At 43.4% G+C, this 15,504-nt stretch carries 12 protein-coding genes; 10 read left to right on the top strand and 2 right to left on the bottom strand.

Annotated elements, in window-relative coordinates:
- Positions 1-71 precede the first annotated feature (71 nt).
- Both HGO97_RS02230 and HGO97_RS02235 read left to right on the top strand, forming a co-directional pair.
- Positions 72-2,207 (top strand): hybrid sensor histidine kinase/response regulator, encoded by a 2,136-nt coding sequence (locus HGO97_RS02230; RefSeq protein WP_216238994.1) that lies wholly within the window; start codon positions 72-74, stop codon positions 2,205-2,207.
- 9 nt (positions 2,208-2,216) lie between these two features.
- Positions 2,217-4,112 carry a 5'-nucleotidase C-terminal domain-containing protein gene (locus tag HGO97_RS02235; RefSeq protein WP_216238997.1) on the top strand — a complete coding sequence of 632 codons (1,896 nt, stop codon included), beginning with the start codon at positions 2,217-2,219 and terminating at the stop codon, positions 4,110-4,112.
- 129 nt (positions 4,113-4,241) lie between these two features.
- Here HGO97_RS02235 and HGO97_RS02240 read toward each other — a convergent pair whose 3' ends face one another.
- A complete protein-coding gene (locus tag HGO97_RS02240) occupies positions 4,242-4,742 on the bottom strand; it encodes a GNAT family N-acetyltransferase (RefSeq protein WP_216239005.1) in 501 nt (166 codons plus the stop codon).
- 308 nt (positions 4,743-5,050) lie between these two features.
- Between HGO97_RS02240 and htpG the strand changes: the two genes are divergently transcribed.
- Positions 5,051-7,120 (top strand): molecular chaperone HtpG, encoded by a 2,070-nt coding sequence (gene htpG, locus HGO97_RS02245; protein WP_216239007.1) that lies wholly within the window; start codon positions 5,051-5,053, stop codon positions 7,118-7,120.
- A gap of 11 nt (positions 7,121-7,131) precedes the next feature.
- Complete coding sequence (locus tag HGO97_RS23960; protein ID WP_281419925.1) at positions 7,132-7,257, top strand: hypothetical protein; 126 nt, start codon at positions 7,132-7,134, stop codon at positions 7,255-7,257.
- A gap of 292 nt (positions 7,258-7,549) precedes the next feature.
- On the opposite strand, the gene HGO97_RS02250 is transcribed toward HGO97_RS23960, so the two are convergent.
- Entirely contained in the window at positions 7,550-8,038 is a 489-nt protein-coding gene (locus HGO97_RS02250) for a DUF5721 family protein (RefSeq protein WP_216239010.1), read from the bottom strand.
- 477 nt (positions 8,039-8,515) lie between these two features.
- On the opposite strand from HGO97_RS02250, the gene HGO97_RS02255 reads away from it, so the two are divergent.
- From HGO97_RS02255 to ligA, 6 genes are read left to right on the top strand one after another with little or no spacing between them, the layout of a single operon-like run.
- The gene (locus tag HGO97_RS02255; RefSeq protein WP_216239011.1) at positions 8,516-9,292 is read left to right on the top strand and encodes a GDSL-type esterase/lipase family protein; all 777 of its coding nucleotides are present in this window, start codon (positions 8,516-8,518) and stop codon (positions 9,290-9,292) included.
- The gene (locus HGO97_RS02260; protein ID WP_246597254.1) at positions 9,289-10,017 is read left to right on the top strand and encodes a DUF4358 domain-containing protein; all 729 of its coding nucleotides are present in this window, start codon (positions 9,289-9,291) and stop codon (positions 10,015-10,017) included. The genes HGO97_RS02255 and HGO97_RS02260 overlap by 4 nt, the downstream gene beginning before the upstream one ends.
- A 24-nt stretch (positions 10,018-10,041) precedes the next feature.
- Entirely contained in the window at positions 10,042-11,454 is a 1,413-nt protein-coding gene (locus tag HGO97_RS02265; protein ID WP_216239013.1) for an MBOAT family O-acyltransferase, read from the top strand.
- An 8-nt stretch (positions 11,455-11,462) separates the two neighbouring features.
- Positions 11,463-12,674, top strand: coding sequence for a DHHW family protein (locus HGO97_RS02270; protein WP_216239015.1), 1,212 nt, complete (start codon positions 11,463-11,465; stop codon positions 12,672-12,674).
- On the top strand, positions 12,628-13,392 hold the full coding sequence (rluF, locus tag HGO97_RS02275; RefSeq protein WP_246597255.1) for a 23S rRNA pseudouridine(2604) synthase RluF: 765 nt from the start codon (positions 12,628-12,630) through the stop codon (positions 13,390-13,392). Before HGO97_RS02270 ends, rluF begins: the two co-directional genes overlap by 47 nt.
- 47 nt (positions 13,393-13,439) lie before the next feature.
- Positions 13,440-15,398 (top strand): NAD-dependent DNA ligase LigA, encoded by a 1,959-nt coding sequence (ligA, locus tag HGO97_RS02280; protein ID WP_216239020.1) that lies wholly within the window; start codon positions 13,440-13,442, stop codon positions 15,396-15,398.
- Positions 15,399-15,504: the final 106 nt, after the last annotated feature.

Here is a 15,504-nt window from a genome sequence, read left to right on the forward strand (position 1 = left end):
TCATAGCAACCGGGAGAATGCTATGTTAAGATAGTGAAAAGGGCAAACTGCAGAAAGCGTATGATGACAATATGAAAAAGCAAAGAATCAGAAACATAATTGGGGCTGCATTGATCATAATAGCTTTATCGTCTACTGTGGCTGCAATGGTGTACGAAACAAAAAAGACGATCTACCGGGAAAGTTCTGGACATCTGGTAGAGATTGCACATCAGATGTCGGATAGATTTTCGGAGCAGTGTAAAACGAATTGGAATGTTCTGGACAGTTTTGTACAGGACTATTCTCTTGTGTATAAAACTGGAAATAAAGAAAATATGGTGAGTTTTCTTTCTGATTATAGGCGGACGTGGGGATACCTGCACTTGTTTTTTATTGATGAGAACGGTTCTTTTATCTATGAGACAGGTAAGGTGAGCAAGCTGCAGTTTGATAATTCCCAGAGTATCTACAGGGTGGTAGCGAATCAGGAAAGGGTGGTAGCTCCGGCCACGGATTATGATGGCACAGAGATTCTACTGTTTGCGGCCCCTGTGGAAGCGTTCGAGCTGGAGAGATATACCATTAAGGGTGCAGGCATCTGTTATGAAGTCCAGACCATGCTGGAGAGTATGAATATCAACGCTTTTAAGGAGTCATGTGATGTATATCTGCTTGACGAGGAAGGAATCACAGTGGCCCGTTCTATTCATGAAGGCAGCATGGATGCATATAATGTTGTCAATGCGATAGAAAAGGAGAATCCTAAGATCGAGGATCTTAAACAGCAGCTCCTTTTGGGAAGCAATGAAGGGGTCATGCAGATCAAGGCGGGAGGACGGGATACTTATCTGAGCTATACTTCGGTGGCTGTCACGGGATGGAAGCAGCTTTTGATGGTTCCGGTCGATGTGGTGAACAATGAGATGCAAAATTATACCCAGGTGACAGGAGCGCTCGTCGTGATACTGATTTTGATCGCCGCGGCAGCAATCGTTGGGATTGTCCATTATTTTTACCGCATCAATGCAGAGAAAAGACAGAAAGAAATCGAACTGGAATATGAACATAAGGCGAATGAGTCAAAAAGTCACTTCCTCGCCAATATGTCCCATGATATCAGAACTCCAATGAACGGTGTACTCGGGATGGCGACTCTGGCTGCCGCGAACATCGATGACAAACAGAAAGCCCTGGGATATATAGAAAAAATTCAGATTTCAGGAAAGTATCTGGTCTCTCTGATCAATGATATTCTGGACGTATCTAAGATTAGCGAGGGAGCGTTTGAGATTGTCGCAGACTCCATGAATATGAGGGATTTTATTAATGAGATCAGGACGGTGGTCGATCCGCTGGCGGCGGATAAGAAACAGTCTTTTACAATCGAGACGGAGATTCAGAATGAATATGTGATTGGTGACAAGCTGCATCTGAATCAGATTGGTATTAATATCTTATCCAATGCAGTGAAATTTACGCCTCAAGGCGGGAAAATCTGGCTGACAATTGTGGAACGTCCAGGAATCTCAGAGGAATATGCACATTATCATTTGGAATTCAGAGACAATGGAATTGGAATGAAAAAGGAGTTTCTGGATCATATCTTTGAGAGTTTTACACGTGAGAAGGATTCTACAATTAATTCGATTGAAGGCAGCGGCCTTGGAATGTTTATCGTAAAGAGTCTGGTGGAACTGATGCATGGAACGATTCATGTGGATAGCGAACCGGGAAAAGGAACCTGCTTTTGTGTCGATTTGGAGCTTGAGATAGATAGAGAAGGAACAATGGAGGAAAAGGAGGAGAATACGGACAACGCAAAGTTTGTTCGGGGAAAGAGAGTCCTGCTGGCCGAGGATAATATGATCAACCGGGAGATCGCGGTCGAGATGCTTCGCGAGATGGGAGCATTTGTGGCAACAGCAGAGAATGGACAGGAAGCAGTGGAGGAGTTCGCACAGAGTCCTCTGAGATATTTTGATGTGATCCTGATGGATGTCATGATGCCGGTCATGGATGGATATGAGGCCAGCCGCACTATACGAAAGCTGGAGAGAGAGGATGCTCAGAGCATATTGATCATTGCGATTACAGCCAATGCATTTCAGGAGGATGTGATAGAGTCGGAGAAAGCAGGTATGGATGCTCATCTCTCAAAACCTTTGGATTTTGCTGCTTTGAGTGAAAAGATTGCTGTACTGACCCGCCATAAGAGAAAGGGATAGAGGGAAAAGATGAGAAAAGTGTATAAAAGAGTACTGGCCGTATGTATCGTTATTGTATTTCTGGCGTTGATCAGCGTCGGCTGCAGCAAAGAAGATAAGGAGGATAACGTCTTTACGGTGAATGCGTGTAAGACCCGTTATGTTCCAAAGAGTATTTTGGATAAGGTACGCAAGGAATATCCTGAGATGGAGATACGCGTTGAAATGTACGGGGGAGCAAATTTTACACTAGAGGCAGCAGAAAGGCTGGATCACTATGATATCCCGGATTTGTTTGTGACGACCAGAAATGATCTCGAGATAGACACTTATCAGGATAATTTGCTGGATCTGTCCTCTTATGAAGTGCTGAACCGTTATATTACCCAGGCCATCGATTCCATGAATATGAATGGCTCTGTGTATTTTATCCCTAATTTTACGAGTCTGACAGGTCTGGTGTATGATAAGAACGTATTTCGGGAACATGGATGGAAAGCACCCCACAGTTATGAGGAACTGGTTTCTCTATGTGAGCAGGTAGAGAAAACGGGGATTCAGGGAGTAGGCGGTGCATGGGATAATCCATCTGCTTACTCTAATGTGCTGGCCTGTACGATGGCTGCAGATTTTTATTCCACACCAGAGGGAACGACTTGGTTCTATGATTTTGTGCAGGGAAAAGCAAAAGGAGAAGGGGTAATAGAACCTTATATTGCTAATTATATACGCTGGTATGAGGATGGAATCTTCGATTATGAGATACAGGAAAACCGGGCGGTACAGCGGGAGAAGTTCGACAACGGAGAGATTGCCATGATGTATGGTCTGATCGGGAACTTTAAATCGGATGATGAACATGATTACGGTCTGATTCCATTCTTTAAAACAGGTACAGATGAGGCTTATTATCCGACTGCAACTGCGGGATATTTTGCACTGAATAAAAAATTGGGAGAAAAGGGGAATGAAAAGAAATTGGAGGTAGGTCTGCGTATTCTGGACCTTTTGAGTACTGAGGAAGGGCAAAAGGACATGATGCGCGGGGATGCATGCTATTCATTCTTAAGAGGATTTAAAGGAGATCTCAACGAGATTACAGAGTCTTATCAGGATGTGGTGGGTCAGAATCATTTTGCACCGATGAATGTAGATATGAATACTCTGGCTGCAACTGCAACGGAATTAATCAAGATGCTGGAAGGGGAGCTTACGCAGGAGGAATACATACGAAGCTGTGATGATATAAAAAGGAATGAAATAACAGAAGCGTACACCGGAGAGTATCTATTTACTGCAAAGGAGAACTTCACAGAGAAACAGACAGTGCAGTATTTTGCAGCAGCTCTTCAGGATTATGCCGGTACACAGATCGGCATGGTCACCCCTTCTGTGAATGAACAGGGAGAGTTCAGCAATCCAATGACTGGGATTGCCTCTAAATTTTACAAAGGAGATATTTATTCCTGGCCATTGACCCGGAATACTCTGACGGCGATAGATGGAACCTCCGGCTGGGCAAAGATGAGCACGGGGACAATCTCGGGGGAAACGCTTTATGAGCTTCTGGAGGATGGAATCTGCTGGAAACAGGCGGAGGATAGGATGGATAATGAATATTATTATGATAAGGGAGGCATGACATCCCCATTCTATTATGAAACTGCTGGTCTGGATGTAGAATTCACATCTGACCATAAGATTAAATCGATTCAGCTCAATGATGGAACACCTGTAAAAAAATCGGGCAGCTATACGATTGCAACTTTGCATGAGAATGTGCCGGACAATTACCTGGAAGATCTACAAATCGAGGAAGAGGAGACGATCCTTGAAATCGCAGCAAAGTATGGAAAGACTGGGATGAAGGGAGATAAGAATAACCTGCCTATGGAAAGAGATCTGGAGAAAGAGAAAAAGAATTAGAAAGTGCTGAAAAGAAGACGGAAGGCCCTGCACACATAATCAGAGTCTTTCGTCTTTCTTTTATCTTACAGTGTTTTAATATTGGTTAAAGAGAATATTAAAAATTATTTTATTACTTACATTAAGAAATTAAAGTCTGTATTCCATAATGTAGTCATCCATAATATATCCGTTTCCGATGTCAGCCTCCTGCGTATTAATTGTCTCAAATCCCAGATGACGGTACACTGCCAGACTGTTATCATTATGTTTATTGCAGGTTAGCCAGATAGAGGCAAGTCCACGGTCTTTGCAGAGGCTTTTAAGAAACTGGAATGCTTTCGTTGCCAGATGCCTGCCACGGCATTCCTTCTTTACATACAGTTTGCTAAGGAAAAGCTTTCCGTCTTCAGGATGAATACCACAGTATCCGCAGAATTCGTCGTTGTCGAATAGCTGGTAGTATTCATACCTGTCTTTAAGCTGGGATTTTAGAGCTGATACGGATTGAAACTTATCGATCATATATTCCACCTGTCCGATTCCGATGATCGGGGTAAAATGCTCGTGCCAGATGATTTCTGCAAGGGCGGCAACCTCCTTGATCTGTTCATTTGTTTCTACTTTGATTGTCTGAAATGTGTCGGTCATGATGATACTCCTCATATTCTTACATTGTTGTCTTTTCAGATTAGTATAGCACTTTTATAGTGAAATGAGAATTAGATTGCTGATAATCGCAAAATTGTCTATAAAGAAAAAATTAGTATGATTATAGCTTAATACAGCAGAAAAGTTGGTTTGTTTATAATTTTTTAATATTTTTAATAATTTTATTAGCACTCACTTTAAAAGAGTGCTAATTTTATATTGACTTTTAAAAATCAGTGTATTAGAATATCTACTAGACGATAAACAGATCGCACTAACATGTACTATAATGAAAAGGAGTGTTATATATGGGAACAAAAAGAGGTAACTTATCCATTGACAGTGAGAATATATTTCCAATTATAAAAAAATGGGTATATTCTGATCATGACATTTTCATGCGTGAGCTTGTATCTAATGGCTGTGACGCTATCACAAAGCTGAAAAAGCTGGATATGATGGGCGAATATGAGATGCCGGATGATTACAAGGCAAAGATTCAGGTAATTGTCAATCCAGAAGAGAAGACTTTGAAATTCATTGATAATGGTCTTGGTATGACTGCGGATGAAGTAGAAGAATATATTACACAGATCGCGTTCTCAGGTGCAACACAATTTTTAGAGAAATATAAAGACAAGACAACAGAGGATGAGATGATCGGCCACTTCGGACTGGGATTCTATTCCTCATTCATGGTTGCTGACGAGGTACACATCGATACGCTGTCCTACCAGGAAGGGGCTGCACCGGTACACTGGGTAAGCGAAGGCGGTACAGAGTACGAGATGCAGGAGGGCAGCAAGACAGAAGTCGGAACAGAGATTACACTGTTCTTGAATGAGGACTGCCTTGAGTTTGCCAATGAATACAGAGCAAGAGAAGTACTGGAGAAATATTGTTCCTTCATGCCAGTCGAGATTTTCCTGTCTAAAGCAAATGCTGAGCCGGAGTATGAGACGATTGACGAGGACGATATTCTGGATACAGATGAAGTGGTAGAGCATATCACAGAGGAACCAAAAGAAGGCGAAGAGGGCGAGCCAAAGAAGAAAGCCAAGATCGTAAAGCGTCCGGTTTCTATCAGTGATATTCATCCGCTTTGGGCAAAGAGTCCAAGTGAGTGTACAAAAGAAGAATACATTGATTTCTACCGCAAGGTATTTATGGATTATAAGGAGCCATTGTTCTGGATTCATCTGAACATGGATTATCCGTTCAACTTGAAAGGAATCCTGTACTTCCCGAAGATCAATACAGAGTATGATTCCATTGAAGGAAAAATCAAGCTTTATAATAACCAGGTATTTATCGCGGATAATATTAAAGAAGTGATTCCAGAATTCCTGATGGTATTAAAGGGCGTGATCGATTGCCCAGACCTGCCTCTGAACGTATCCAGAAGTGCACTGCAGAATGACGGATTTGTTAATAAAGTTGCAGACTATATTTCCAAGAAGGTTGCAGATAAGCTGAATGGCATGTTCAAGACTGACAAGGAAAATTATGAGAAATACTGGGACGACATCAGTCCATTTATCAAGTTCGGATGTCTGAAAGACGAGAAGTTCGGTGAGAAGGTAAAAGATTCCATTCTCTTTAAGAACCTGGATCATAAGTATCTGACTCTGGAGGAATGCATCAAGGCAAACAGTAAGGCCGATGAAGCTGCGGCAGAGGAAAATACTAACACAGCCGAGGAGAACGCTGATGAGAATACAGAAGCAAATGCAGATGAAGCTAAGGAAGAGAACGATGCCCAGGAGAAGAAGACAGATATCTTCTATGTAACGGATGAACAGCAGCAGAGCCAGTACATCAATATGTTCAAAGAGCACGGACAGGATGCAATCCTGCTGACACACAATATCGATTCTGCGTTTATCACTTATCTGGAACAACGCAATCCAGAACTTAGATTCCAGAGAATTGACGCAGATGTACATGATTCCCTGAAGGATGAAGTGGCAGAGGAAGAGAAGGAAACATTCAAGAAGACGGCAGATGACTTGGTAGAAATTTTCCGTAAGGAACTTAATAATGATAAACTGGAGGTCAAAGTAGAGAAGCTCAAAGATGATAATGTAGCATCTATGGCAGTTCTTCCAGAGCAGTCAAGGCGTATGGAAGAGATGATGAAGATGTACGGCATGGGTGGAATGGATGCAGGAATGTTCGGAAGCCAGGCAACATTGATTCTGAATGCAAATCATCCGCTGGTACAGTTCGTTGTAGAGCATAAACGCAGCAAGAGCGTGCCGATTATCTGCAAACAACTGTATGATTTGGCTATGCTGGCTCATAAGCCATTAAGCCCGGAGGAAATGACAGCATTCGTACAACGCAGCAATGAAATCATGATGCTGCTTACGAAGTAAGAAACTTTGTGATGAAGGGGGGACGCCCGTCCTCCCCGGCAGAGGGGCTGACTGCGGGACTGGATTTGAACCTTGATTTCCTAAATGAAAAAAGGACCCTGATTGGGGCGACCTGGACACGCCACGTGAAATTCTGATGAATTTCGCGCGTCGGGTCCAGGCAAAACTGTGATTCGGAATCACAGTTTTGACCCCAATCAGGGTCCTTTTTTCATTTAGGAAATCTACGGTCCGAAATCCAACTGTCCCGCAGCCAGCCCCTCTGCCGGGAAGGACGGGCGGGGTGCATCAGGTCGGAAGTATCTTACTGGGAGGGGAGCAGAACGAGTAAACCGTTCTTGAAAGGAGGGAGTGAGAACGAGATTTGATGAACGGGAGTGTAAGATGAGTAGGGAGCTTGGAAAGCTGGGAGTGAGAAAAGGAGCGCGGTTATTGGTCGCGCTCGTAGGGGATTTGTTTTTGGGAAAGGTATTTTTGGACCATGGTGTCCCAGGCTTGTTCCAGGGATTTGTCCATGGTGAAGGTCTTTAGGGAGGTGCCGGTGATGCACTGGAGGGTGGTTCCGTCGTAGCGGATGTTGAGGTAGAGGCCCTGGACTTGGTCGGGGGTGTAATCTAAATTGTTCTGCGTGATCAGGCGGGCGATGTTATTGGGGGACAGGCTGAATATGAACTTGAAGCTTAAAGGGGTCTTCTTTCCTTTTATGAGGGTGAAGCAGTAGTCCCGCAGGTCTTTCCATGAGGAATACATAAGGGGCGGGTCTTCTTCTGGAAAGAAGGCCTTCTGGATGTAGCCGTCTATGGTGAAGGTATTGAAGGTGACAATCTCGCCCTCTATGAAGAGGAAATTATCAAATGTCTCGGATAAAAGTAAATGGGACATGAAGTTTTTGACGCTTGTGAGCTTTAATGCAATCATTTATAAGAACCTCCATGAAGTATCATTGTGTCTGTAGTGAAAAATCTGGATTCATTGTATCATAAAATAAGGGAAAGGGGTAGCTGAAAAATGTTCTTAACCGGATGGAAAAGGGGGAATATGATGGGAATAAATCAGCGGAAGAAAGACGATGTAGAAAAGTAAGTGCGAAAATGTACAAGGAATGTGGATAATTCTTTGTAACAGAAAGTGTGAATGTGGATAAAAAATTATGAAATTATGAAAGGTTTTTGTGATTTTCTTAAATTTTGTACCTGCCTTCCCGGAATTGTTGACTTTTGAAGGCAAAAAAAGTATGATAAATTGTAGACTGATGGGATGTTTTGTAGGGGAGAGACTATGAATGTCCGAATCTGTTATTTTTTGTTGAATATAAATTAAGCATATCCAAAGGGCATTTTATATGTATGCCCTTTCATTATAAATTGGAATCGGTAAGAGAGGTCTGGAGTACAGATGATGAAGAAGAAAAAGCATAAGTTGTTGAAATACTGCTGTGTGGCGATTGGGGTTATTGTTGTTGGAATACTGATTGCCGAAGGTGTAAGTAGTTTTAGGCGGGGAAAGGTCGATACTTCGAAGGGAATTAAGATTATTAAGCAGGCAGAGAAAGGGAACGTGACTGCAATCGAGAATAAGATAGAGAAGCTGGAGGAAAAGGATCAGACGCAGAAGAAGGCGGATGAGCGGGAGAACGAAGATACAGATAAGAATTATAAAGCGATTTTTGCAAATTCGGTGATCATGGGAGACTCTATTTCGGAAGCATTTACAGAGTATGATATTCTGAATGCATCCAGTGTGATCGCGAAGATTGGAGTGGAATTGGATGAGTTGGATGACCAGGTCGCTAAGGTGGAAAAGCTGAATCCACAGGTGATCTTTCTTTCCTATGGAATGAACGACATTATTGCCACCAGAGGGGATACGAAGGAGTTCGTGAAGCAGTATGATGCCCTTCTTGAGGAACTGAATAAGAAGCTTCCAGATACAAAGCTGTTCGTGAATTCTATTTTCCCAGTACAGCAGCAAGAGATTGAGAGAGAGCCGGTGTATGAGAAATTGGCTGATTATAATGAAGCTCTCCGTGAGCTGTGTGATAAGAGGCAGATTGCTTATATCGATAATACAGATCTTGTTTCGGACAGTTATTATGAGGAGGATGGTGTGCATTTTAAGGCAGATTTCTATCCGTACTGGCTGAACCATATGGCGGAGGTGGCCGCATTATGATAGAAAAGAATACAGGAGAATTTGATTATAATATGGATGATATCCGAGATACAGGTGAATTCGATTATAATATGGACGATATCCGAGATACAGGTGAATTCGATTATAATATGGATGGTATCCGGGATACAGGTGAATTTGATTACAATATGGATGATATCCGAAATACAGGTGAGCTCGGTTATGATATGCAGGGTGCCCGGACGATGAGAAGCAGCTACAATACAGGAAGTCTCCATACGGGGTCAAAGAGACCGGGGTATGCCGGGATACTGAAATATGTTGTGTCTGCGGTGATCATTGCATATATTGTGGTCCTTATGATTTTTACAAGTGGGAGTACGAAGTCTTTTACTCAGGTCGAGAAGGCGGTGGAGGCATCGCTGGATACGAGCAATTTAAAGCAGGTGGATGTGCAGGGGCTGAAGCGCTACTATGGTCTGAACAGTGCAGATTATGAGGGCGTGATGCTGTATAGTTCACAGGTCAGCATGTCTACGGAGGAAGTACTTCTGATCAAGGTGAAGAATGAGAAACAAGTACAGCAGGTGAAGGATGCTGTACAGAAGAGACTTGATAATAGAAAAAAAGATTTTGACGGGTATGCGCCTGAGCAGGTCAAGCTGATCGAGCAGGCACAGCTATCTGTCCGGGGGAAATTTATTTTTCTGGCAGTTGCTCCAAAGGCGGAAGCATACAAGGATGCCTTTGCAAAAAGTCTATAGAAAACGGGGAGAGGAAGCTAAAAGATGTTATTTAGCAGTGTGACTTTTTTATTTGTATTTCTGCCGATTACCATGGCATTATATTATATTGTCCCGCAAAAGTTCAGAAATGTGGTGATGTTGATAGCCAGTCTGATTTTTTATGCCTGGGGGGAGCCAATCTATATTGTGCTGATGCTCCTTTCCATTGTACTGAATTATATTTGCGGACTGGATATTGAAGAGAAGCAGGATGATCCACGCAGGAAAAAGATGGCTTTGATCTTTGCAGTAGTCGTGAATCTTCTGCTGCTTGGTTTTTTCAAGTATTATGGGTTCTTGATGGACAGCCTGAATGCAGTGCTGCCGGTCAATATACCATATAGAGATCTGCCGCTGCCGATCGGGATTTCTTTCTATACATTCCAGGCGATGTCCTATATTATTGACGTGTATAGAGGCGAGGCAAAGACGCAGAAGAACATTTTATACTTTGCGCTTTATATCTCGATGTTCCCGCAGTTGATCGCAGGTCCGATCGTGCGTTATATCGATATCGAACAGCAGTTAAAAAGCAGAGTGCTTTCTCTTCGTAAATTTGGATTGGGTGCGGAATATTTTATTATTGGGCTGGCCAAGAAAGTCATCCTGGCAAATTCCATGGGACAGATATACGAGCAGATCGCACGTCAGCAGATGGGAACTTTTTCTGTATTGACTGCGTGGGTGGGATGTATTTCTTATGCATTCCAGATTTATTTTGATTTCAGTGGATATTCTGATATGGCCATTGGGCTTGGAAAGATGTTTGGTTTTGAATTCCGTAAGAACTTTGATTACCCCTATATTTCCACCAGTATCACTGAGTTCTGGAGAAGATGGCATATTTCTCTGAGCACCTGGTTCCGGGAATATGTGTATATTCCCCTTGGCGGGAACCGTTGCAATCAGTCCAGGCATATCATGAATCTGCTGATTGTATGGATGCTGACAGGTTTCTGGCATGGGGCAGCATGGAACTTTCTGATCTGGGGACTTTATTATGGGGTGCTGCTGATCTTGGAAAAATATGTGTGGGGCAAATCCCTGATGCGCCTTCCATCAGCAGTACAGCACATTTATGCGATGGTGCTTGTCTTGGTCGGATGGGTCTTTTTCTCAAGTCCAAGCCTTGGTTATGCATTCCAGTATCTAGGTGTGATGTTCGGACCAGGAGCGAGCGGGTTCGCGGATAAACAGGCATTATTCTATATCTTTACACATTGGCTGCTTTATCTGATTGCGATTGCAGGTTCTTCGGCTTTTGGAATCAATCTGTTGAAACGGATCATGTCAGAGCCGAACAGTGTCAAGGTGCGTAAGATTGTGGCAGGAGTGATTTATATTGGTATTTTCCTGATATCAGTCGCTTTCCTTGTGACAGAGTCATTTAATCCATTTTTATATTTTAGATTTTAGGTGGGAGTATGGACAATAATATAAGAAAAAAGAAACGATGGGTGGAAAGCTTCGTTGGGAAGGCTTTTATTATCTGTCTTCTGATATTTGTTCTGGCGAACCTTCTTTATCCATCTCATGAAAAATCAGAGGAAGAGAACCGGATGCTGACGCAGAAGCCGAAGATGACAGTGGGAAATCTCACGTCCGGCGGCTATATGGAACAGTATGAGAACTATCAGGCGGACCAGTTCATCGGGCGTAATTTTTTGAGAAAAGTGAAGGTCACACTGAATCGTCTGGGCGGCAGCCGCGAGGAGAATGGTGTATTTATTGGAAAAAAAGGGCAGCTTTTAGAAGATATCGTGGTGCCTGATCAGGAAACACTCAAGGAAAATTTGACTGCGATAAAGACATTTTCGCAGGAATATAGCGACATTCCTATGAGTATGATTCTGGTGCCGGATGCGGCAAGTGTGCTCAGTGGCAGTCTTCCTTCCTTTGCAAAAGTAGCGGACCAGAATGCATGCATCAGCCAGGTGAAGAAAGAGCTTGGAGATTCTGTGCAGTGGATCGATGCCGTGAAGGCGATGAATAAGCATCAGGATGAGAAGATATACTATAAGACAGACCATCATTGGACCACGTTGGGAGCCTTTTATACGTTTCAGGAGGCGGCATCTACTTTAGTAATCGATGCGGATGTCTCCAGCGCTTATGTTTCTTATCCGGTGGCAACGGATTTTAACGGGACATTAGCGGCCAAGAGTGGATGCAGGATGGGGGAAAAGGAAGAAATCGACATTTATGTCCCCAAGGATACGGATAACGATGTAACTGTGAATTATGTGGATGAGCAGATTAAGACCACTTCCCTTTATGAGTCTAAGATGTTAAAGACAAGGGATAAATATGCTGTTTTTCTTGGCGGTAATACCTCCCTGATCGATATTAAGACATTATCAGAGAAACAGGGACGCATTCTAGTGATCAAGGACTCCTATGCGAACAGCTTTGTGCCGTTCTTAGCTCCTTACTTTAGGGAAATCGTGCTTTTGGATCCCAGATACTATACAGGCAATATCCAGGATGTGATGGATACCTATAAGATTACGGATGTACTCTTTTTGTACAACGGAAATACATTTTTCCAGGATAATAATATAAGCGGAGTGTTGAATAGTGGGCAATCGAATGAAACAGGAATTCATACAGAAGAAGGAACCGATCAGACTGAATAAGTTCTTGAGTGAGGCTGGTGTGTGCTCCAGACGGGAGGCAGACCGTCTGATCGAGAGCGGGAAGGTAACAGTCGATGGGAAACGGGCAGATATGGGGATGAAGGTCACACCGGGCCAGACTATAAAGGTCGGGAACCGGGTGGTATCCCGCAGTGATGATATGGTCGTATTGGCAGTGAATAAGCCCCGGGGAATCGTATGTACTGAAGAACGCAGGGAGCGGGACAGCATCGTTCGTTTTTTGAACTACCCGGTCCGGGTCACCTATGTAGGCCGTCTGGATAAAGATTCCAGGGGGCTTCTTCTTATGACGAATAATGGGGATATCATTAACAAAATGATGCGTGCCGGGAATCGGCATGAGAAGGAATACAGGGTGACAGTAAATAAAGAGGTAACACCGGAGTTTATCGAGAAGATGGCCTTAGGAGTGCCGATTTTGGATACGGTGACAAGACCGTGCAAGGTAAAGCAGATTGGAAAGTATACATTTGAAATTATTCTGACGCAGGGATTGAACAGGCAGATACGCAGGATGTGTGAGGCATTGGGATACCAGGTGAAGGATCTGGTGAGGACCAGGATCATGAATATTGGGCTGGGAAAATTAAAAGATGGAGCTTACCGGAAATTGACGGATCAGGAGCTGGACGGTCTTTATGAATTGATCAAGGATTCGTCGAATGAGACCGTAATTGATAATAGCATAAAAAGATAGATGGTTTTTAAAAGATAGATGAATGAGGAACAGGCAGGAGAGTATTTATGGCAGATAAGAAAAAAAGAATGCAGGAGCTGGTGGAGCTTTTGAACCGTGCGAGACGTGCGTATGAGCAGGAAGACACGGAAATCATGAGTAATTTTGAATATGATAAATTATATGACGAACTTCTGGGACTGGAACAAGAATTGGGAACAACTCTTGCATCCAGTCCTACCATTAATGTAGGATACGAGGTATTGAGCGAGCTCCCGAAGGAGCGCCACGAACGGCCTATGCTGTCTCTGGATAAGACAAAGGAGGTCGCGCGGTTAAAGGAATTTATCGGCAGTCAAAAGGCTGTGATTTCCTGGAAACTGGATGGTCTGACGATTGTATTGACCTATCAGGAGGGGACACTGGTAAAAGCGGTTACGAGAGGAAATGGAGAAGTCGGAGAGGTCATCACGAACAATGCAAGAGTATTTAAGAATCTTCCTCTCCACATTCCGTACAAGGGAGAATTGATTCTGCGCGGTGAGGCAGTGATTGGATATCGGGATTTTGAGAAGATCAATGCAGAGATCGAGGATGTGGATGCGAAATACAAAAACCCAAGGAACTTATGCAGCGGATCCGTGAGACAGTTGAATAATGAAATTACGGCGAAAAGAAATGTGCGGTTCTTTGCATTTACCCTAGTACGTGCGGAAGGAATCGACTTTAAGAATTCCAGGTATGAACAGCTTGGCTGGCTGGAAGAGCAGGGCTTCGAGGTGGTGGAGCATCATCGTGTGACAGCAGATACGATTGAAACAGAGGTAGAATGGTTTGCAGAAAAAATCGTGGAAAATGATTTCCCATCGGATGGACTGGTGCTGATCTACGACGACATTGCATATGGACAGTCCTTGGGAACGACTTCAAAGTTTCCACGTGATTCTTTTGCCTTTAAGTGGGCAGATGAAATCAAGGATACCACTCTTCTCGAGATAGAGTGGAGTCCTTCCCGTACCGGCCTGATCAATCCGGTTGCTATCTTTGAGCCGGTGGAACTTGAAGGAACCACTGTCAGCCGTGCCAGTGTGCACAATATCAGTATTATGGAAGAACTAGAACTGGGCGTGGGAGATAAGATTCAGGTATATAAAGCGAATATGATTATCCCGCAGATCGCAGAGAATCTGACCCGCAGCGGCGTAAAGGATATTCCATGTGCCTGTCCGGTCTGCGGCGGTGCCACTAAGATTTCCATGGAGAATGATACGAAGACTCTGTATTGTACCAATCCTGAATGTCAGGCAAAGCAGATCAAATCCTTTGCCCTGTTCGTAAGCCGCGATGCGCTGAATATCGAGGGACTTTCCGAGGCAACCCTGGAGAAATTCATTGTCCGGGGATTTATCAAGGATTTTTCTGACATATTCCATCTGGAACGTTATGAGGAAGAGATTAAAACAATGGAGGGATTTGGTGAAAAATCTTATGTAAATCTGTTGAACAGTGTGGAAAACGCAAGAAAAACGACTCTGCCGAAGCTGGTATACAGCTTGGGAATTGCGAATATCGGACTTGCCAATGCAAAGGTCATCTGTAAAGCTCTGGATTATGATCCAAAGAGACTGTTCGAAGCGACCGTGGAAGAGTTGAATGAGATTTCAGGTGTGGGGGGAGTTATCGCAAAAGCGTTCGTGGATTATTTTGCAGAGGAAAGACACCGGGATGTATTCGAAAAGCTTTTAAAGGAAGTCGATATCCCGGAAGAAGAGGTCCAGAAGGAAGCACAAATATTTGAGAACATGAATTTTGTCATTACAGGAAGTGTTGAGCATTTTGCAAATCGAAATGAGGTCAAGGAGGTCATTGAGGCGCGGGGCGGAAAAGTGACAGGGTCCGTGACTTCCAAGACGAATTATCTGATCAATAATGATGTGCAGTCGACCTCTTCTAAAAATAAGAAGGCTAGAGATCTGGGCATCCCGATCATATCAGAAGAAGATTTTCTGAAAATGCTGGAAAATTAAGCTGCTGCGTTTTATGTATGGTATACTTCTTGTATAGAAGAGGTTTTTGGACGATATCAAGCTGAGAGTTTATAGAGCAGGACGGCCTTTGTATAAGGTGTGTTTA

Source organism: Faecalicatena faecalis (genome assembly GCF_012524165.2).
GTDB classification, from domain to species: Bacteria; Bacillota; Clostridia; order Lachnospirales; family Lachnospiraceae; genus Faecalicatena_A; species Faecalicatena_A faecalis.